Annotated in this window: 16 protein-coding genes and 4 pseudogenes; 10 read left to right on the top strand and 10 right to left on the bottom strand. The window is 53.6% G+C overall.

Features of this window, described 5'->3' with window-relative positions:
- Both EYC98_RS08390 and EYC98_RS08385 read left to right on the top strand, forming a co-directional pair.
- Window positions 1-212, top strand: a 212-nt coding sequence (locus tag EYC98_RS08390; protein WP_279244865.1) for a hypothetical protein, incomplete at its 5' end; no start/stop codon positions are given.
- A gap of 188 nt (window positions 213-400) precedes the next feature.
- On the top strand, window positions 401-772 hold the full coding sequence (locus EYC98_RS08385; RefSeq protein WP_279244864.1) for a glutaredoxin family protein: 372 nt from the start codon (window positions 401-403) through the stop codon (window positions 770-772).
- A 10-nt stretch (window positions 773-782) separates the two neighbouring features.
- Here the strand turns inward: EYC98_RS08385 and EYC98_RS08380 are convergent.
- The 7 genes and pseudogenes from EYC98_RS08380 to EYC98_RS08350 form a co-directional block, all read right to left on the bottom strand.
- Window positions 783-988, bottom strand: a pseudogene (locus tag EYC98_RS08380) (IS6 family transposase); the annotation flags it as partial.
- Between the two features lie 91 nt (window positions 989-1,079).
- Window positions 1,080-1,385, bottom strand: a complete 306-nt coding sequence (locus EYC98_RS08375) for a hypothetical protein (protein WP_279244863.1) — start codon at window positions 1,383-1,385, stop codon at window positions 1,080-1,082.
- Window positions 1,386-1,411: 26 nt separating this feature from the next.
- Window positions 1,412-1,741, bottom strand: a complete 330-nt coding sequence (locus tag EYC98_RS08370) for a high-potential iron-sulfur protein (RefSeq protein WP_279244862.1) — start codon at window positions 1,739-1,741, stop codon at window positions 1,412-1,414.
- Between the two features lie 212 nt (window positions 1,742-1,953).
- Window positions 1,954-2,637 carry an IS6 family transposase gene (locus EYC98_RS08365; RefSeq protein ID WP_279244861.1) on the bottom strand — a complete coding sequence of 228 codons (684 nt, stop codon included), beginning with the start codon at window positions 2,635-2,637 and terminating at the stop codon, window positions 1,954-1,956.
- A gap of 295 nt (window positions 2,638-2,932) precedes the next feature.
- On the bottom strand, window positions 2,933-3,376 hold the full coding sequence (locus EYC98_RS08360; RefSeq protein ID WP_279244860.1) for a hypothetical protein: 444 nt from the start codon (window positions 3,374-3,376) through the stop codon (window positions 2,933-2,935).
- Window positions 3,377-3,406: 30 nt separating this feature from the next.
- Window positions 3,407-3,547 (bottom strand): hypothetical protein, encoded by a 141-nt coding sequence (locus tag EYC98_RS08355; protein ID WP_279244859.1) that lies wholly within the window; start codon window positions 3,545-3,547, stop codon window positions 3,407-3,409.
- A 402-nt stretch (window positions 3,548-3,949) separates the two neighbouring features.
- Window positions 3,950-4,664 (bottom strand): annotated as a pseudogene (locus EYC98_RS08350) (IS6 family transposase).
- Between the two features lie 129 nt (window positions 4,665-4,793).
- On the opposite strand from EYC98_RS08350, the gene EYC98_RS08345 reads away from it, so the two are divergent.
- Window positions 4,794-5,939: a hypothetical protein gene (locus EYC98_RS08345; RefSeq protein ID WP_279244858.1), complete on the top strand. Its 1,146-nt coding sequence runs from the start codon at window positions 4,794-4,796 to the stop codon at window positions 5,937-5,939.
- 66 nt (window positions 5,940-6,005) lie between these two features.
- Window positions 6,006-6,944 (top strand): hypothetical protein, encoded by a 939-nt coding sequence (locus tag EYC98_RS08340; RefSeq protein WP_279244857.1) that lies wholly within the window; start codon window positions 6,006-6,008, stop codon window positions 6,942-6,944.
- A 146-nt stretch (window positions 6,945-7,090) separates the two neighbouring features.
- Here EYC98_RS08340 and EYC98_RS08335 read toward each other — a convergent pair.
- A pseudogene (locus EYC98_RS08335) lies at window positions 7,091-7,441 on the bottom strand (DDE-type integrase/transposase/recombinase); the annotation flags it as partial.
- Window positions 7,442-7,701: 260 nt separating this feature from the next.
- On the opposite strand from EYC98_RS08335, the gene EYC98_RS08330 reads away from it, so the two are divergent.
- Window positions 7,702-8,286 carry a DUF502 domain-containing protein gene (locus EYC98_RS08330; RefSeq protein ID WP_279244855.1) on the top strand — a complete coding sequence of 195 codons (585 nt, stop codon included), beginning with the start codon at window positions 7,702-7,704 and terminating at the stop codon, window positions 8,284-8,286.
- A gap of 234 nt (window positions 8,287-8,520) precedes the next feature.
- On the opposite strand, the pseudogene EYC98_RS08325 reads toward EYC98_RS08330, so the two are convergent.
- Window positions 8,521-8,997, bottom strand: a pseudogene (locus EYC98_RS08325) (IS6 family transposase); the annotation flags it as partial.
- A 183-nt stretch (window positions 8,998-9,180) separates the two neighbouring features.
- Here EYC98_RS08325 and EYC98_RS08320 point away from each other — a divergent pair.
- On the top strand, window positions 9,181-10,623 hold the full coding sequence (locus EYC98_RS08320; RefSeq protein ID WP_279244853.1) for an alkyl sulfatase dimerization domain-containing protein: 1,443 nt from the start codon (window positions 9,181-9,183) through the stop codon (window positions 10,621-10,623).
- A 45-nt stretch (window positions 10,624-10,668) separates the two neighbouring features.
- On the top strand, window positions 10,669-11,808 hold the full coding sequence (locus EYC98_RS08315) for a DUF3089 domain-containing protein (protein WP_279244852.1): 1,140 nt from the start codon (window positions 10,669-10,671) through the stop codon (window positions 11,806-11,808).
- A 16-nt stretch (window positions 11,809-11,824) separates the two neighbouring features.
- Here EYC98_RS08315 and EYC98_RS08310 read toward each other — a convergent pair whose 3' ends face one another.
- Window positions 11,825-12,838 carry an AraC family transcriptional regulator gene (locus tag EYC98_RS08310; RefSeq protein WP_279244851.1) on the bottom strand — a complete coding sequence of 338 codons (1,014 nt, stop codon included), beginning with the start codon at window positions 12,836-12,838 and terminating at the stop codon, window positions 11,825-11,827.
- Window positions 12,839-12,978: 140 nt separating this feature from the next.
- On the opposite strand from EYC98_RS08310, the gene EYC98_RS08305 reads away from it, so the two are divergent.
- The 3 genes from EYC98_RS08305 (at window position 12,979) to EYC98_RS08295 (ending at window position 18,055) form a co-directional block, all read left to right on the top strand.
- The gene (locus tag EYC98_RS08305; protein WP_279244850.1) at window positions 12,979-15,399 is read left to right on the top strand and encodes a TonB-dependent receptor; all 2,421 of its coding nucleotides are present in this window, start codon (window positions 12,979-12,981) and stop codon (window positions 15,397-15,399) included.
- Complete coding sequence (locus EYC98_RS08300; protein WP_279244849.1) at window positions 15,399-15,998, top strand: hypothetical protein; 600 nt, start codon at window positions 15,399-15,401, stop codon at window positions 15,996-15,998. Before EYC98_RS08305 ends, EYC98_RS08300 begins: the two co-directional genes overlap by 1 nt.
- Before the next feature lie 83 nt (window positions 15,999-16,081).
- Entirely contained in the window at window positions 16,082-18,055 is a 1,974-nt protein-coding gene (locus tag EYC98_RS08295; protein ID WP_279244848.1) for a sialate O-acetylesterase, read from the top strand.
- The last annotated feature ends 130 nt before the right edge of the window (window positions 18,056-18,185 follow it).

Below are 18,185 nucleotides of genomic sequence, written 5' to 3'. Positions count from 1 at the left end.
CTGGGCTGGGCGCTCCCGTCCAGCTCCTGATGGGCAAACCGGATCAGGGGTTCGGCCGCAGCTCGAAGTTCGGTTTGCGTTTTGCCTTACCCTTCTTCAACTTACCGCCACCAGCCACAAAAACTCCCACCATCCAGCTCGGCATAGGCTCGGTTCCACCAACCTCCCCGCCATCCCCAGCAAAAACCCCTTCCCTTTCTTCCAGTTACTGACCACCTCCACCACACACCATCCGACTCATAATCGGCAGGTCGAAGGTTCAAGTCCTTCCGGGCCCACCATTTTTCTTATAAATCATAGAGTTATAACTGCTTAGAGCATCCGACTATGCTGGCCACAGGCGTAACACCTGTCACCCCAGAGTCGGTTGGTCAATCATAGCGACTGACAGGACAGCACCATGAGCCTCATCCGCCTTATCCTCGGCCAACTGATTCTGCTGCTGAACTGGGTATTTACGCCCAGAAGCATCAAGCGTGATGCAGCCCTGCAAGCCACCATTGATAACCAAACTGCCAGCCTGGCTCTGTACCAGTACCGCGCCTGCCCCTTCTGCGTGAAGGTGCGCCGGGCTATGAAGCGCCAACGGCTGAACATTCAGACCCGTGATATCAAGCGCTGTGAAACTGCGCGGGCAGAGTTGTTAGCTGGAGGGGGAGATTTGAAGGTGCCATGTTTACGGATTGATGAGGGTGAGGCTGGGGTTCAGTGGCTGTATGAGTCTGGGGATATTGTGGGGTATCTGGAGGGGAGGTTTGCTGCTGGGGGGTAATGATTGGCATTCTCTCCAATCTTCTGACGTACATTGCACCGAACTTGATGCACCACAGGCGGATCGATTCACGACTGACCGTGATGCCTCTCTCGGCTAGAAGATCTTCGATATCTCGATGACTGCTATCGCGCGCCTGAGATTGAATCTGTAGTAAAGCCAGACAGCATAGGAAATGATGTCAGGAGGGAATCGGTGGCGTTTATACGTATTCATTCGCCAGATTCTACCAATTCGGCTCAGCTAAGTTGGCAGTACCCTTCGGAATACTAACCCTCGAGAAGCTTGCTGGTCAAATGGTGGAGTCTTAACTGTCTGCCTCGTAAAGCACGGACACACCCACTTCCTTGCGTGTGGATACACCCAGGGCGCCCAGCTCTTCGCAGGCATGCTGTTGAACCAGCGTGGCGTGGCGTACGCCGCGCTGGCGCAGAGCATCTCTCACTCGATCAAGAGAGCGGAAGTGGACGACGTTACCCATCAGGTTTTCCAGCATCTTCGGCGGACCGTCGGATTGCGGGTCGAGCTCCACCACGTAGCCGCGGCAGGCGCTGCTTCGCACCAGGGCTGACGAAGCTTTCTGGTCAGGGCAGATCAGGGTGACAATAGACATGATGTCTCCAATAAACCATCCAGCGCCTAAGCCGCGACCCAGGCGTTACACCATCCTTCGCCGGCAACCAGGCGATTCTGGAAGATTGAGCAACCGCCCCATCCGTCACCCTGGTCAACGTAGAGCGCGCAGTTGTTGCAAAGCTGCTTTGCTCCTTCGGCGCCGGCACGCTTGGGCCACTTGTTTGTATCCACCTGGGTGGCATCGTGCAGGTAGCCCAGGGCGACAGCGGTAGCTTCGTCTTCACTCACTTTGTCTGCTGCAACGGTAGAGCGAGGGAATGCCGATGTGGCAATAATGGCACCCGCCGCGGTCAGCAGTGTGCGTCGGGAAATCGTATCTGAGTTTTTCATCATCATTGTCTCCAGGTCATTTACATGTAATTACGCTGGCCTGAGAGCAAAGGTTTTCGCTTGTTCATGTTTTGACTCAATTGTTGGAAGGAGGTGCAAGTACAGGCAACAGGGTTCGTGAACTGAACACCGCAGCTTGTCGTAAGGAATAGCAACACTCACCGAGGTTCTGGCAAGTTAATTCGTTGGAACCATAGAACTCTCGCTCTAGAGCCTCAAGCAACCACCCTGCTCCACTCAGCAAACGCACTCGTCCTGAGATACCTGTAGTGTTCAGAGCGAATCAAGTGCCGTCCCAAATTGAATAAATTACTAACGGCAGCATGTGCACCCAGAAATCTCTGCGCCTGCTTGGCGGATTTGAATCGCCTCATCCCCCGCTCCCTGACCCTGGTCGATTCATGAGATTGCTCAGCCCGATTATTCTCATACTGCTTGGTACTGTGAATTGTCTCGGGTATCAGTTCTCGATGCGCCACGCCGTAACTGCGCAGTTTGTCCGTCACGATCTTCCTGGGCTCACTGCCATGACTTCGCAATAGACGTTTGAAGAAGCGCTTTGCAGCAGCACCATCACGCTTGGCCTGTAGATACACATCAACCACCTCGCCATCCTGATCCACAGCACGCCAGAGGTAGTGCTGCTTACCGTTGATCTTGACGAAGACTTCATCGATGTAGAACGTATCGCCATAGCCCCTGTGCTTTCGTTTGAGGCGGCGGGCATAGAGACGGCCGAACTTGATGCACCACAGGCGGATTGCTTCGCGGCTTACTGTGATGCCTCGCTTGGCTAAAAGGTCTTCAATATCGCGATGACTCAGGTTGAAGCGGTAGTAGAGCCAGACTGCATAGGAAATGATATCTGGAGGAAATCGATGACGTTTGTAAGTATTCATCCGCCAATTCTATAAATTTGTGCAGTTAACTTGGCGATACCTCCCAGAAGGCTCAACATCAATCGACGAACTCGACGAACCCGGTGGATCGCTGTTAGTCAATGAGAGGGGTTGGCTAGAGGCGCATCAGGTTCGTCAGGTTCGTCGGGTGATATTGGTGCTGGCTGCTTGGCTGCTTGGCTGTTTGGTTGTTTGGCTGTTTGGCTGTTTGGCTGGTCATGTTACTTGATGATATCTGGTGGGAATCTGTGGCGTTTATATGTGTTCATGGGCCGATTCTACTGAAACTGACAACTTAACTTGGCATTAGTACCCGACCAACCGGCACTTCAACTAGCTCAAGAAATGAAGCAGTAAGTTCTAGTAACCCATCGAGGCTAGATTCCAAAACTTTCAGTTTTCCCAGATCAAAATGCCTTCTCCTATGGAGGCTATCGCTCACTAAGGCCACTTGCTCAACCACCTCATCATGATTAGTCTCAATATCAGCTACCACCTCGAGCCATTCAGTCGCTAAATCCTTGAAACTGTCCGGTGATTCTAATGTCGGATAGTCGATGATTGTATGAGCTCGCCGCTGTGCCTGTTTAAAAAATTTCCGGGAGGTTATGCGCTTTTTCTCAATCCTCCCTAAAGTTTCTAAAGCAGCAAGTCGCTGGTCTTCTCGCCTATTGGCGACGCCAATCCATAGCGCTGCGCAAGACACCGCCATCGCTAGAAAAGTAAACCAGTTATTCACGTCTTGCTCCATGATTGTCAGTCCGTAAAGTCATTCATCTTGTTTAGCCGGGGTGAGCGTCGCTGCCTTTAGGCGCGCGTACTCCTTCTTGCTCTTCAGTCCTTTGTAGAGAGCCCAGCCAGAAAACACCAGCGCCACCACACAAATAAAGCCATTGAGAGCAAACATCATAATAGTCAGTCTGTGAACGTAAAGACTGGGATTGTAACCTAGCGTACTAGTCGAGGGACAATTTCTTTCGACGGGGTATCGACAACTTAACTGATCGGTGTTGCTAGGCTCGCGCCATGGATACATACAAGCACCCCTGGGCCCAGCGACTCAAGCGAGTATTCAATATCGATATTGAAGTTTGCGGTCGCTGCGGTGGGTCCGTCAAAGGGTTCTGGCAACTTAACTCTTAGAGACCGTTTGAATCTGCCATCCGATCTCAAGCAACCGCTCTACCTCGTTCTTCGAACTAATCTGCACTGAGATCGCGGTTATGCTGAGTGCTGACCAGGTGCCTACTAAGGTTGAAAAAGGTTTTGCCAAGTTAACTCATCGCGACCAATCAAATGCCGATGATCGCAATCAAGCGACTGCGTCTGCCCATTCACCAAACGCACTTGTCCTAAGATTCCGATAGTGTTCAGCCCCAACCAGGTGCCTACCCAGGTTGAACAAATTACTCACAGCAGCAGGCGCACCCAGAAATCTCTGAGTCTGCCTGACCGATTTGACCCGTCGGAATGCCGCACCACACATCCCTCGCTCTCTAACCCTTGTAGCTTCATGCGATTGCTCGGCCCGGTTATTCTCATACTGTTGAGTACTGTAAATCGTGTCTGGAATTAACTCCCGGTGAGCGACTCCGTAGCTTCGTAATTTATCAGTCACGATCTTCCTGAGCTCGGTGCCACTGGATCGCAACAGGCGTCTGAAGAACCGCTTGGCTGCTGCACCATCACGCTTGGCTTGTAGATACACATCAACGACTTCACGGTCCTGGTCTACCGCTCTCCACAGGTAGTGTTGCTTGCCGTTGATCTGAATGGTCCGGCACACCGGCGAAGACTTCATCGATGTAGAACGTATCGCCATAGCCTCGGTGTTTTCGTTTCAACCTTCGAGCATAGAGACGGCCGAACTTGATGCACCAGAGGCGGATTGCTTCTCGGGATACAGTGATGCCGCGTTCCGCGAGCAGATCTTCAATATCGCGATGGCTCAGGTTGAATCTGTAGTAGAGCCAGACGGCGTAGCTGATGATATCAGGCGGGAATCTGTGGCGTTTATATGTGCTCATCTGCCGAGTTTACCAAAATCGGCCCATAAACTTGTCGGTACCACGAAATTATAAACTAACTTATAATTGAGAATAATTAGTAGCTTTTTTTAGCAACATTAGATTTTAGGGTCCATAGGGAGGCGGGACATGAGAATTCGAAGGATCGGGAAGAGCCACGGTTTCGGCTGGTTTCGGAATCGAGAGAATACGCGCCCTATGCGAGTAGTCGCCCTGTTATCGAAAACGCTTCTATTTTGCTTTGCATGTTCTTTAGCCGCCAATTCCTGGCCCGCACCGTCGCTGCAGGACGTCCTGGACTCTGCCAATGGCGCGAAGAATGCGGCGGTAAATGCGAAGAATGCGGCTAACGAGGCCAAAACTGCATCGCAGGTTGCGTCCACCGCTGCGACCACGGCTAAACAACAAGTTGACCGGCTGACTGCCGAGGGAGGAATACTCGATTACGTTACTCAGGTAAACGCGCTACGCGATGAATTGGGCCCAGAGACTTTCGAAACTGTGCAGAATCTAGCGAAGGATCAGCTCGGCGCCTTTACCGTGCTGAGTGATTATCAGCAGACACTCGCTGACACGCCGGAAATGGATCTTATCGGTCTCCTCGACAAGATCGAGGCAGTCATTGGCGCTACGAAATTTTTTGTTCCAAACATAGAACTGCCAGACACCACGTTGCCTAGAACGCTCATAACCAGTGGCCCCCCGCAGCTTATCAGTCTGGCCGCCAAGGCCATGTATGCCTCCGGTGGCGAGGAAATGGCTCAGATGTTGAGCGACACGATAGCGCCCCTATCTGATCTGGCAACCGCTCTGGCTGCCGACAATGCTTTGATTCAAGGCGAGCAGCTCTCGACGCTGGCTGCTGGACCCTCGAGCGGTAGGACCCCACTGCAAGGTGCAACCAATTGCCAGGTCTGGGATGAAAGGCGTCGCGCGCTGAAAGCTGCAGCGGTTACCTTGCAAAGCACTAGCATCGGGCTGCAGGCTACTGCACCGGTCGTAGCGGCGTTCTTCAAGATAATAAAGACCGAAACAGGCGCCAAAGTCTGGGGCTGGGTTGGTGGAGATATTGCAATCAAAGTCCACGTAATACCGGAAACGGTGGGCAAGGCCGGTCAGGTCATCGGTAAGATCGCGGATGCGGGCTTCGCTCGCCTGCGTCACTGTGAGTTGCTCTATCGACAAGAGGAGGTGTTTCAGCAGCAGGCTGTTCTTCTTGAAGAAATCTGTTCATTGTCCAGATATCGATCAGCCGCTTGCCAGGCCCTAAAATAGCTGTCTGTAATGGCCCTCTTTACTAAGTGTTTACGCCGCTGGCTTGTCGTGTTGACGAGCAGCGTGATGGCAAGCATGACAGTCTCGGCAGCTCCGCTGAACTTTCAAAGTTTTTTTACCGCTCAAGACACGGTGACGCTTAGCGGGCTTAACAGTTCCCGTGCCCTGCTTGTTGAGGATTCCGCGATAGCGTTTGTGGCCTTGGAGAACGATCCAAGCCTTGGAGATGAAAAAATTATTCTTCCTGCGGCCAACATGGAACTCAGGTTTGACTATGTATTCAAAGAAGCTCCCGGTGGTGACGATATATTCCTGGTAGTACTATTTGAAACGGCAGAGGGACCTGTTAATGGTCTACTAGAGTCCTTCGAGGCCAGTGCGAGCAGCATGGGCACACAACGTTTTGCCTTAGGCAACTATACTGGCCGAGAACTGGGTTTAACGTTCCTGCTCCGTGAGCAGGCTGGGGTGAATGAGACGCTTGGTTCAAGTGTAACGATATCCGGGTTGCGGGTGGAGAGTAACACCCTTGACACGGATCAGGACGGCGTAGTCGATATTGAAGATAACTGTGTGGAGATTTCAAACAATAACCAGCTGAACACCGACCTTGATGGGCTTGGAAATCTGTGTGACGACGATGACGATAACGATGGGCTTACCGATGTCGAGGAGGCTCACTACGGAACGAATCCACTCCTTGTGGACACTGATAATGATGGCTACACAGACGGGGTAGAAGTGGGCGCTGGAACCAACCCACTGCGCGACACCTCATATCCAGGTGCCGCAACGGGAGACCTGGATGATGACGGGAAGGTGACTATCGCCGATGTGCTCGTTGGACTGCGCGTATTGAGCGGAGCGGTTTCCCTTACTCAGGAGCATCTCGATCGCGGTGATGTTGCTCCACTGCAGAATGGCTCGCCAGTGCCTGACGGAAGGTTTGACCTGGGTGATGTGCTGGTTATCCAAAAAAAGGTTCTTGGTTTAGAGGGTTTTTAGAAAGTACTAATCTTATAGGCAAGTCTGTCCCTCGCGAATCTCGGTACTGACAAGTAAGGACGCAAGGCATTCATGATTCGCACCATACGCCCCCTGAGTTCTGGCAAGTTAACTCGCTGGAACCATAGAAATCTAGCACCACAGCCTCAAGCAACTACCATACCCCACTCAGCAAACGCACTCGTCCTGAGATTCCTATAGTGTTCAGAGCGAATCAAGTGCCGTCCCAAATTGAATAAATTACTAACGGCAGCATGCGCACCCAGAAATCTCTGAGCCTGCCTGACCGATTTGACCCGTCGGAATGCCGCACCACACATCCCTCGCTCTCTAACCCTTGTAGCTTCATAAGATTGCTCTGCCCGATTGTTCTCATACTGTTGGGTACTGTGGATCGTGTCGGGCATGATCTCTCGCTGAGCCACCGGATAACTTCGTAGCTTGTCCGTCACGATCTTCCTTGGCTCAGTGCCACTGGATCGCACCAGCCGCCTGAAGGGTACTGAAAAGTTAACGTATTCTCGCTCGAATATTGTGAGCTCAGGACGAATAACTCAGACAAATAGTGCTCAAAGCGGTACCTGGCGCCCTGCTCTTGATCCTCTGGAGTCGGTTTGCCTAGTCCCAGCACACGAGGGCAGTTTAACTTGGCAGTACCCAGGCGAGAGAAGTTAACTGTCAAAACCCTGCATGATATTCTTCCTTGGCAATGGTGACACGTAATTGAGGGGCTTATACCCCGGTGATGGAGAGCACAATGAAAAGTCTCGGTTCGATCCTTTTGTCAAAGGCACTGGCAGGCCTTTTTGTACTGGTGCCGCTGTCTGTGCTGGTTATCGTTGTGTTGGAAGTTTATGACCTGCTTGAAGACACGGCCGCTTTTGCCGCGCTTGAACTGCCGTTCCCGGCCATCGTCAATGCTCTGATTTATATCGCCGCGATTGCGTCCACCATTTTTTTTGCTTGCTTCCTCACAGGCGTACTACTGAGTACCGGGCCCGGGGAGAAGTTTTCGAATTTTATCGAGAACGTGATCGTCGAGAAAGTGCCCCTGTTGGGATTGGTTCGTAATCTGACTATGAGTGTAGCTGGCGCCGGTAGCAGCAGTCTCCAACCTGCTGAAATCGATTTGCATGGCTCCGGTACATGTATGCTGGGTTTCCTGATGGAAACCCTGCCCGATGGGCGCTGCGTTGTGTTCATCCCCAGTGCCCCTGCGGTCACACTGGGGCAGGCCTATATCGTTGCCGCGGAGCGTGTAAGAATGTTGGACGTTCCAATCACTACGGTAGTGAATACCGTCACTCAGTGGGGCGCGGGCGCCGGCGACATTTACAAATAGTTCAGGCAGTGCCTTGACCAATGCACCATGGATAAGGGGTCAGAGCCCATTTTTGCGGCATCCCTTTGTGGAAAAGGGCTCTGACCCCTTTCTCCTGGATAAGGGGTCAGAGCCCATTTTTGCGGCATCGCTTTGTGGAAAAGGGCTCTGACCCCTTTCTCCTCGACGCATGCTGATTCAGGGAGCCTGGTCCGTCCTTCGCTATGCCGAAGGACGCCAGGACAGGCTGTCCCGATTTGCTTTCTGTTGAGTGCTGTGGATCGTGTCTGGAATTAACTCCCGGTGAGCGACTCCGTAGCTTCTTAATTTATCAGTCACAATCTTCCTGGGCTCAGTGCCACTAGATCGCACCAGCCGCCTGAAAAAGCGCTTTGCTGCTGCGCCATCACGCTTGGCCTGTAGAAATACATCAACGACTTCGCCATCCTGATCGACTGCCCGCCACAGGTAATGCAGCTTACCGTTGATCCGTACGAATACTTCATCGATATAGAAGGTGTCGCCATAGCCTCGGTGCTTTCGTTTCAATCGGCGGGCATAGAGACGGCCGAACTTGATGCACCACAGTCGGATTGCTTCGCGGCTTACTGTGATGCCTCGTTCGGCTAGCAGATCTTCGATATCTCGGTGGCTGAGGTTGAAGCGGTAGTAAAGCCAAACGGCGTAGGAGATGATATCGGGTGGGAAGCGATGGCGTTTATAAGTGTTCATCCGCCGATTCTATCAATATAGGGCGGTTAAGTTGGCAGTACCGTATGGTGGCTTTCGGGGTTTTGAGAATTGCGTAATATATCAAGATCGGCCGATGGCGCCAGATTATGATCGCTGTTTTACGTCCGTGGAAAATGCTGGGAAGCAACACTTCTATAATATTGCCAAACCGGGAAAGACACCATGAAAGCCGCCATCAGAATCACCAAGCCAAAACATCCCGAAAATGTAGCCAACATTGCACGGTCAGGCGAGGCTGGCGGTTTATTGGGCTCCAGATTAAAAGTGGGCTTTCACAGGGCATGGTTGGCAGCGGCGCTGATGGCAACAGCCAGTTTTGGCATGGCCGACGACTATACTCCCAAGGCGCTGGAGAGCGGCCGCGCCGACCCCAGCCTGCACCTGCGACAGGGTAGCACCCAGACCGAAGCACAAAAGGTCAACGAGGTGATCTATAAGGCCACCGGGTTCGGCAATACGTTTATGGTGGTCACTGACCAGGGCAATGTGATTGTCGACACCTCACTAGAGGCCATGGCGCCCCATCACAAAAAATTGCTTACCGCGGTCAGCGATGGCCCGATCCACTCGGTAATCATCACCCACGCTCATGCCGACCATACCGGCGGCGTAGAACTGTGGCGTGAACCCGAGACCCGGGTAATCGCCCAGGAAAACATGGTGGAGTTCCTGCATTACCAGAACCGCCTGTCAGGGATGTTCAACCGACGCAACCAGGCGCAGTTTGGGTTCGAACTGGATTCCAGGCAAATGCCCGCTTCTAACGCGGACAATTTCGGTGCCGATATTTTTCCCAATACCCTGTTCGACAAGGAGTACACCTTCTCCGCCGGAGGTCAGCAATTTCAGGTGCTACACACGCCTGCGGAAACCTACGACGCCCTGACAGTATGGATGCCCCAACACAAGGCCGCTTTCGTCGGCGACCTCTACTACCGGTCATTCCCCAATATCTATACCCTGCGGGGCACCAAGCCGCGCTGGGCACTCGATTACATCGACTCACTAAACCGCGTGTTGGCACTAAAGCCGGAGCTGTTACTGCCGAGCCACGGCGAGCCCATCGAGGGTTGGGATAATATCCGCGCTGCCCTGACCCAGTATCGTGACGCCATTCAGTATGTTCATGACCAGACGGTAATTGGCATGAATCAGGGTAAGGACGTTTACTCCCTGATGCGGGAGATCAGGTTGCCCCAAGCGCTGGATGTGGGCGAAGGATACGGCTGGATATCCTGGTCGGTACGCGGCATCTACGAAGGTTACGTGGGCTGGTTCGACGCCAATCCGGTGAGCATGTACGCCGAGTCTCCCGAGTCGGTGTACCCCGAACTGGTGGCCATGGCCGGTGGCGCCGACAAGGTGATCAAGCAGGCCCAGCCCCTGCTGGAACAGGGCGAGCTGGTCAAAGCCCTGCGCCTGGCAGAAGCGGCGCTGTTAGCAGACCCACACAACCGCACGGCCCTGGAGTTGCGCCTGACGGCCCTTAGCCAGCTGCGACAGGACTCAAGCAACCTGAATGAATCTGGTTGGCTGAATTTTGGTATCAGGGAGACCCAGCGAAGGCTGGAGCAAGTGGAGGCCGCTACTCCTAAGCGTAGGTAGCGTTCACCCTGTGTTGCTCAAGAGGGGACTCCAGCGAGGGCCGAAATGAAAGCACTAAAAATAGTGGGCCTGTTTTTCATGCTCATTGCGCTTATCGCCATTGCGCTGTTAGTTAGCGGTTTGGGCGGTCGCCTTTTTTTTTCGGCTTTCGCCGCCTACAACAAGCCTGAAGGAACGTTTAATAGCGCCGATGCCGTCGCGGCTCCTGACTATAGTGAAGTTAGAAACTGGGCAGCCTTACCCACAATATCCGACTATGCTGACCTGGTTCCCAAAGGGATCACCGCAGGTACCCAGGGCGAATTTCCCGTTGACGTGTTTTTCATTCATCCCACGGGCTTTCTGACCACCGCAAGCTGGACTTCGCCGATGGATGTCAATTCAGGAACAGAAGAAAACACCCGTTTGATGATGGCTAACCAGGCGAGTGTATTTAATGGCTGTTGTAATGTTTACGCACCACGATATCGGCAAGCCAATATTTTTGCGTACTTTGGTGAGGCAGAAGAACGCGATAGAGTCCTCGGTTTTGCCTACCAGGATGTCAGACGCGCTTTCGACTATTTCATCAACCACTACAACCAGAGCCGCCCCTTCATTATTGCCAGTCACAGCCAGGGAACACATCATGCAATACGCTTATTAGAAGATGTTATTGATTCCAGCGATCTACATAAGCGAATGGTAGCAGCTTACCTGATTGGCTCTACCTCAATTCCCGTTTCACCCTCATGGTTTGACGCAATGAGCAACATAAAGCCGTGCTCTCAAGAGGACGACCTGCATTGCGTTATTCACTGGGACTCCAAGCCCGAGGGCGCTCCCGCATACGAACGTCCAGAGGCGAGCTTGTGCACCAATCCCCTGTCATGGCGCACCGATGAAGAAATGGCGGATGCCAATCTTAACGAAGGCGCACTTCCGCGCGCGGGCAAGAGGAATGATGCGATGGGCAAGGCAGCCGACACACCTGGCAATCAGAAAGTCATTGCCCTGAGAAAACCCATCTCTGCACTCGTCTCCGCTCAATGTAAGGGGGGGACTCTCTATGTCGGCGAGCCAGCAGCGTCGGGGTTTGAGGCCGACCGTATGGGCACCTATCACTTGCTGGAATATTCTCTTTTTTATATGAATATCCACAACAACGCGAAGTTACGTGCCCAGGGTCTTCTGCGCGAGATGTAGACCGCCAAGCTGCCCATTAGCTAATGCGTTTGGAGTAATCCCGCGGCGACAATTTCATATGTTTTTTGAAGAACCTCGAAAAAGCCGCCGCATCGGTAAAGCCCAGGCGCTCACTGATGGCCAACAGATTGAGATCGGAATCATTCAAGTACTCCAGGGCAAGGTCTATGCGGGCGATATCAAACAGGCTCTGGTAGCTGGTATCGCTCTGTTTTAACCTGTGTTGCAGCGTACGCGGGCTGATACCCAATGTGTCCGCCACGCGATCCACTGAGGCCTCTTCCCTGTTCAGTAGCAGGCGAATAGCCCGGTCGACTTCTAACACAAAAGGTATATTCAATTTTAGATCAGTAGGAGTCTCATACTGCGCAGAGGTTGGTGGCCTATCAGGCATAAACACAATGGGGCGTTCGCAGTCAGCTTTACTGACACGAAGTGCGTTCACGTCCTGGTTGAACGTGAGCTTATCCCCACAAACCTGACGCAGGGGCCTTGTATCTTCAGGCGCAGAGTGTCGAAGCTGGACCCGCTCTGAACGCCAGCTGTTCCCCAGCAGGCGGCGTATCTCATAGACGCTTATCGCAACAGCCAGCTCAACTAGCTGGACACGGCTGGTATTACGGGTTCGGCCCCACTTGGGATCCCATCGCGCCTCGAAGCAAATCGAGACACCCCTATCATCCTCCACCAGCAGGGATGAGGTGGTACTTGCGTGAGACTCCAGGTGCGCGGCGAGGATGCGCAACACTTCGCCAACCGTTTGGGCCCGGCGAATCACCTTCCACACTGGGCCCAGCACCTGCCAACCCTGTATAGGAGCCAACTTCAGGGAAAAGAATCGATCATCACAAACCAGTGCAGCTTCTTCGAGGAAATCATTGAAAACGCCACCTTCAATAAAAAGATCTGGCCGATACAGTGCGGACGGCGCCAGGCCCACACGACGAGCTATGCTGTCCGGATCATGGCCATAGCTCTCAACCAGGCTGGCTACGCCAGTGAGAGCTCTACTAGGCGTGTTCTTGGTCATGGGTAGGGAACTTTCGGGGCATTGAGTATTGCGTAATATATCAAGTTTGGCTGATGGCGCCAGAATACCATAGCTGTTCTTCCTCCGCTGAAATGCGGGGAAGCAGCAAATCTATAAAACAGCCAAAGGCGAAAAACACTATGAAAGCTGATCGCACATTCACCTCGAAGCGGGCCTCCAAATCGCACGCCAGCGCCCACTTGACGCTAAGCGCCCTCGCTCTTGCTCTGGTGCCCACCTCTCAGGCCATTGCCCAGTTGATGCTGGAAGAGGTCGTCGTTACAGCGCAAAAGCGCAGCGAGAGCCTACAGGACGTACCCATCGCCATTGCCACCATGAGTGGCGAGAGAATTGATGATATTGGTATTACCTCGCTGCAGGAATTGACTCAGTATATGCCCAATGTGACCGTCAATGCTGGCGCAGGAACGCCCAACCTGTTCATTCGCGGTGTGGGTTCCGGCACCAATCAGGGTTTCGAACAGTCTGTGGGCATGTATATCGACGGCGTTTACGCCGGGCGTGGGCCACTGGCGGCGGTTCCAACCACGATGGACCTTGAGCGCGTTGAAGTCCTCAAAGGCCCCCAAGGTATTCTGTTTGGCAAGAATACGATTGCCGGCGCGATCAATGTCACCACCGCCAAGCCCACCGACGAGTTCGAAGGCATGGTGGAAGCCCTGTACTCACCGGATCACGGTGAGCAGCAATACAACCTTGTACTATCCGGGCCGTTGACTGACGGCCTGTCCGGTAGGCTGGCGGTACGTCATGACGCTATGGACGGCTGGTGGGATGATGTCACCAATCGTGTAGAAGGCCCAGACCGCGACAACTGGTATGCTCGCGGTAGCCTGCGCTGGGTGGCCAGCGATAATCTGGAGATCACTGCCAAGTACGAATACGGTGATTTTCAGGGGGAAGCTTCTCCATCAGTGGTGTACCAGTCGGACTTTGCCGGGCAGGAGAACTTTGCCGGTGCGGTGCCGTTTCCGGTGATCTCGGACAGGAACAAGGGCGCCGGTGATGCTGACAACCGCAGCTCGACGGATACAGACGTTTTTGCGCTTACGGTTGATTGGCAGCTGGATTTTGCCACCTTTACGTCTATTTCAGCCTACTCGGCCTACGACCGGATGTCGGCGGGAGATACCGATTTTGCCGCTACGCCAGCACTCCACCGTACACGGTGGGAAGACTACAAGCAGTACAGCCAGGAACTGCGCCTGGTATCACCTGGCGGTGAGACTATCGACTGGATAGCCGGCGCCTACTACCAACGCAACGAGTTGGATATCAGTCGCCGCATTGACGCTATTGATTTCCTGCAGTCTGGCCCCTTGAGCGTTGCGGCGTTGTATTCTGAGGAACCTGGTGTGCCCAGCGTCTTCGATCAGGACGGTGAAAGCTGGGCGGTGTTCGGCCAGGGGACCTGGAATGCCACTGACACCCTGCGCTTCACCCTGGGCCTGCGCTATAACGAGGAAACCAAGGATCTGGATAAGGTCACAGTCTCCGATGGCCTACAGTTCCGGTTCGGTAGCAACACTTTTTATGCTAATCCACGGAACGGTGAGCTAACTGCTGATGTACGCCAGCACAGCTTTACCGACCTCAGTCGCGACGAAGACAAGTGGACTTTTTCCGGTGCCATCCAATGGGATGTGGGTGAAGACACCATGCTCTATGCAAGTATCAGCACGGGCTTCAAGGGCGGTGGCTACGATGAAGCCTACAGCGGCGCCGGCTACGAGATTCGGCTGGCAAATCCATTCACCGGTGAGCCAACCGGTGAATCGATACCGGGTGCCGACCCCTCGATACTCGAGTACGAGCCCGAGGAGGTTCTTTCCTATGAAGTTGGCGCAAAAATGCGCCTGCTGGATGGTGCAGCGGAATTGAACCTCGCCGTGTTTCGCATGGAGTACGAGGACCTGCAGACCAGCTCCCTGGTCGGGGATGTGTTTCGCGTGGGTAATGCCGGCGAGGCAATTAGCCAGGGCGTGGAACTGGATGGCCGTATATTGTTAACCGAGCGTTTTTCTGTCGGTGGCGCAGTGGCTTACCTTGACGCCTACTATGACGACTTTACCGGTGCCACCTGTACTGTTCCGCAAGCCACTGATCCGGTGAACAACCCCGGCTGCCTGCGCGAAGACGGCACCAATATCGCACCGGGTGAGGCCGGCGGCCAGGATCTGAAAGACGAGACCTTGCTGTTTTCGCCGGATTGGAGCGCCAGCCTTTACGCCCAGTATGTCATTCCACTGGGCACTAGCATGGAATTGGTCAGTGGTGTGGATATCAACTACAGCGATGAATTTTACTCGGCGCTGGACCTTGACCCGAATACCAAGCATGACGATGCGACCCGTATCAATGCACGTATCGCGCTGGCCAGCACCGACGACACATGGACGGTGGCCCTGATAGGGAAAAACCTGACCGACGAAAAGACAACTTTCTGGAACAACGATGTACCGGTAACTGATTCCAACAGTTATTTTGGCCTGCCGGAGCGGCCGCGCTCTATTGCCGTGCAGGCAAGGTACAGGTTCTGATGATGCACCACAGTCATCAGATTGCAGATAAGACCCGCGGCTTTTCAAAGCGCCTGGTTCTACTCGTAATGCTGTGTCTGCCGGCAGGCCTGATCGCACAGGAAAACAGCCATGCAATAGCCGTTCGCAATCAGGTTGCCCAGCAAGAAAGCCCCGTCACCACGCTGCGCCATTGGAAGATATCAAAGGGAAGCTATGATCGGTTTCTGAAGGTTAGCCAGGCCGGCATCTGGCCGTACTTCGAGAAGATCGGAGCCCGGGTCGTCGGCATGTGGGTGGTGTTGGATGTGGTCCCGACTGAAAAGGCCGGTGATATGGGCAGCGCATACAAAGTGTTGACATTAAATGACAAGGACTACGATGAAGTCTACCTGCTTACACGATACGCGAGCCTGGATCACTGGCAGGCAACGCGAAACCCCACGCTAATGGGAGGGAATGGCCCTGATTTTGATAGCTTGGTAGAGGCGCTGAAAATTCGGGGAGAGTTGACTATTGATAGTGACGTGACCTTTCTTCAAGGGTTTCATGGCCCCAATTCACCGTATTTTTTGCCGGGCTCCGGTGAAACATTCCAACTGATCAATCCGGAGCGCTAACGGAAAATTCCAGTGTCGATGGCAAGTATAGGGCGTATTAACGGCCTATTGAAAGTAGACACCCTCTTATAGAGCACAGAAAAATGAAAATCCTTTATTTGTTAGTCGTATTAGCGTTCTCATTACTATCAGCCTGTGGCGGTAGCGGTAGCGGTAGCGGTAGCGGTAGCGGTAGCGGTAGCGGTAGCGGTAGCGGTAGCGGTGGCGGTAGCGGTAAATCTGATACCACGCCACCGGTTATTACCTTAATGGGTGATAACCCGATGACAATAGAGGTAGGCTCAACCTTTACTGACCCGGGTTCGTCGGTGTCTGATGATGTCGATTCAGGATTAACTACGATTGTTACTGGAGCTGTCGACACTGCAACAACTGATACCTACACACTAAGTTATAACGTGTCCGATGCAGCTGGTAATGCTGCTACAACCGTTACACGGACTGTGAATGTGGTACTACAAGAAGCGTTTCTCGGTGCCACACTGGAGTGCCCTTGGGACGAGAGCGACCCCACCATGCACGTATTTCTCGCTGCAGGTCAGTCAAATATGGTGTCTGCCTATGGCCGCCCCGGCACACTGCCCACAGCTTACGAAACGGGTACTGATAAGCTCCAGATGTGGGACGAGGGGAGTTGGAAGCGTCTGGGTTTGAGCACCGAAAACGCTGATCATGGGCCCCGGTACGGACCGGAGCTCGCCTTTGCCTGGACACTGCACGCCGCGTGTCCGGACTCCACGATCGGCATCGTCAAGTATGCGGTGGGCGGAAGCCTGATCAGTACCTGGATTCCCGGAGGAGAAAACGCTGCAGTTCTGGTCTCCAATATTACGGCAGCCATCCAGGCGCATCCTGACATCACCTTCGAAGGCTTTCTCTACAAGCAAGGCGCCGCTGATGGTAGGCGGCGTGTCACTGGGGAGGTTTGGGGCGAGAATTTCCTATCGATTGTGGACGCCTTTCGCAACAACGGGATTATCCCCAATACTCTCCCGTTTTTAGTAGGCACAACCCGGGGCACTGCCGATATCGATGCCTTCCCGGATGATATCACTGACTTAGACCCCGACAGTGTCTCGCCACCGGACCCCAGCAGACCATTCCTCTTGCATGTGATCCACCAGCAGTGGATGGTGCAGTTCGAGCGGCCTTTCATCTATCCAGTGATTGACCGCGATATTCCTAAAGGCGCAGACGAAACCCATCATACACCTGAGGGCATACGAATGGTGGGGAGGAAGTTTGCAGAGGTCTATCTAACACAGGCCATGGGATCGGCGATCGCCGACATTCTGACCACAGAGACCATCGGCGGAGTGGAGGTAGAGATTCGTCGGGGAGGCAACGGGGTTTATCCTCTGGTCGTATTTTCTCACGGCATGGGCGCCTGCCCGGAGAGCACCGCTGGGCTTCAAAGCCGTCTAGCCAACAGAGGCTATATTGTGGTCGCTCCGAAGCACCAAGACTGCCATACGGGCAGTACAACACCAGATGTCGCTTGGAATGAGCCAGAGAACTGGACAGACCAGACCAACCGCGACAGACGCGATGACTTCCACGCGGTTCTTGACGCCTTACCTTATAGTTCCTATGCGCGGTACGTAGAGGACTTCGCCAACATCGGCTGCATGGGGCACTCGATGGGCGGTTACACCTGCATGGGGCTTGCAGGCGCGTGGGGCGATTGGACGCGCAGCGAAATCCGCACGGTTGCGGCGATGTCACCTTGGCATAAACCGCTAACGGTACAAAATCGGGTCGCTGACATGAGCAATGACCAAACCCTATACCAGGGCGGTACATCAGATCGCGCGATCACACCCCCGATGATTGAGACCGGTGGAACTTTCGACCAGACGTCACCTGCGAAATATCTTCAGGTATTTGACCGGGCAGGTCACTCTGCGTGGACGGACGGTGTGTTTTCTGAGCAATTCCATGATGAGATGTCCTACTACCTCACTTCGTTTTTCGATGCTTTCCTCAAGGATGGCAACAAGGAGAAGCTCACACAAAGGCAGTCTCGAGTGAGTACCTTAGATTACGATCACGAGTAAGTGATTCATTGAGCAAGACTGCGACATCGACTAATCACGCGACGGCGATGAAGGTTATTGTGTTCCGACCCTCGCTAGCCTTCAAGTCGAGCGAGATTAGAAAATTTTTTGAAATTCGACGTCCGGACAC

The organism is Candidatus Litorirhabdus singularis (genome assembly GCF_026262625.1).
Lineage (GTDB): Bacteria > Pseudomonadota > Gammaproteobacteria > Pseudomonadales > Halieaceae > Litorirhabdus > Litorirhabdus singularis.
The sequence above is the reverse complement of the archived record's forward strand: the minus strand, read 5'-3'. Positions and strand labels throughout refer to the sequence as shown.

Bases quoted from the DNA above. Each gene is read 5' to 3' on its own strand.
- EYC98_RS08385 (WP_279244864.1), top strand. From the start codon at position 401: ATGAGCCTCATCCGCCTTATCCTCGGCCAACTGATTCTGCTGCTGAAC.
- EYC98_RS08375 (WP_279244863.1), bottom strand. From the start codon at position 1,385: ATGTCTATTGTCACCCTGATCTGCCCTGACCAGAAAGCTTCGTCAGCC.
- EYC98_RS08370 (WP_279244862.1), bottom strand. From the start codon at position 1,741: ATGATGAAAAACTCAGATACGATTTCCCGACGCACACTGCTGACCGCG.
- EYC98_RS08365 (WP_279244861.1), bottom strand. From the start codon at position 2,637: ATGAATACTTACAAACGTCATCGATTTCCTCCAGATATCATTTCCTAT.
- EYC98_RS08355 (WP_279244859.1), bottom strand. From the start codon at position 3,547: ATGATGTTTGCTCTCAATGGCTTTATTTGTGTGGTGGCGCTGGTGTTT.
- EYC98_RS08345 (WP_279244858.1), top strand. From the start codon at position 4,794: ATGAGAATTCGAAGGATCGGGAAGAGCCACGGTTTCGGCTGGTTTCGG.
- EYC98_RS08340 (WP_279244857.1), top strand. From the start codon at position 6,006: ATGGCAAGCATGACAGTCTCGGCAGCTCCGCTGAACTTTCAAAGTTTT.
- EYC98_RS08330 (WP_279244855.1), top strand. From the start codon at position 7,702: ATGAAAAGTCTCGGTTCGATCCTTTTGTCAAAGGCACTGGCAGGCCTT.
- EYC98_RS08320 (WP_279244853.1), top strand. From the start codon at position 9,181: ATGAAAGCCGCCATCAGAATCACCAAGCCAAAACATCCCGAAAATGTA.
- EYC98_RS08315 (WP_279244852.1), top strand. From the start codon at position 10,669: ATGAAAGCACTAAAAATAGTGGGCCTGTTTTTCATGCTCATTGCGCTT.
- EYC98_RS08310 (WP_279244851.1), bottom strand. From the start codon at position 12,838: ATGACCAAGAACACGCCTAGTAGAGCTCTCACTGGCGTAGCCAGCCTG.
- EYC98_RS08305 (WP_279244850.1), top strand. From the start codon at position 12,979: ATGAAAGCTGATCGCACATTCACCTCGAAGCGGGCCTCCAAATCGCAC.
- EYC98_RS08300 (WP_279244849.1), top strand. From the start codon at position 15,399: ATGATGCACCACAGTCATCAGATTGCAGATAAGACCCGCGGCTTTTCA.
- EYC98_RS08295 (WP_279244848.1), top strand. From the start codon at position 16,082: ATGAAAATCCTTTATTTGTTAGTCGTATTAGCGTTCTCATTACTATCA.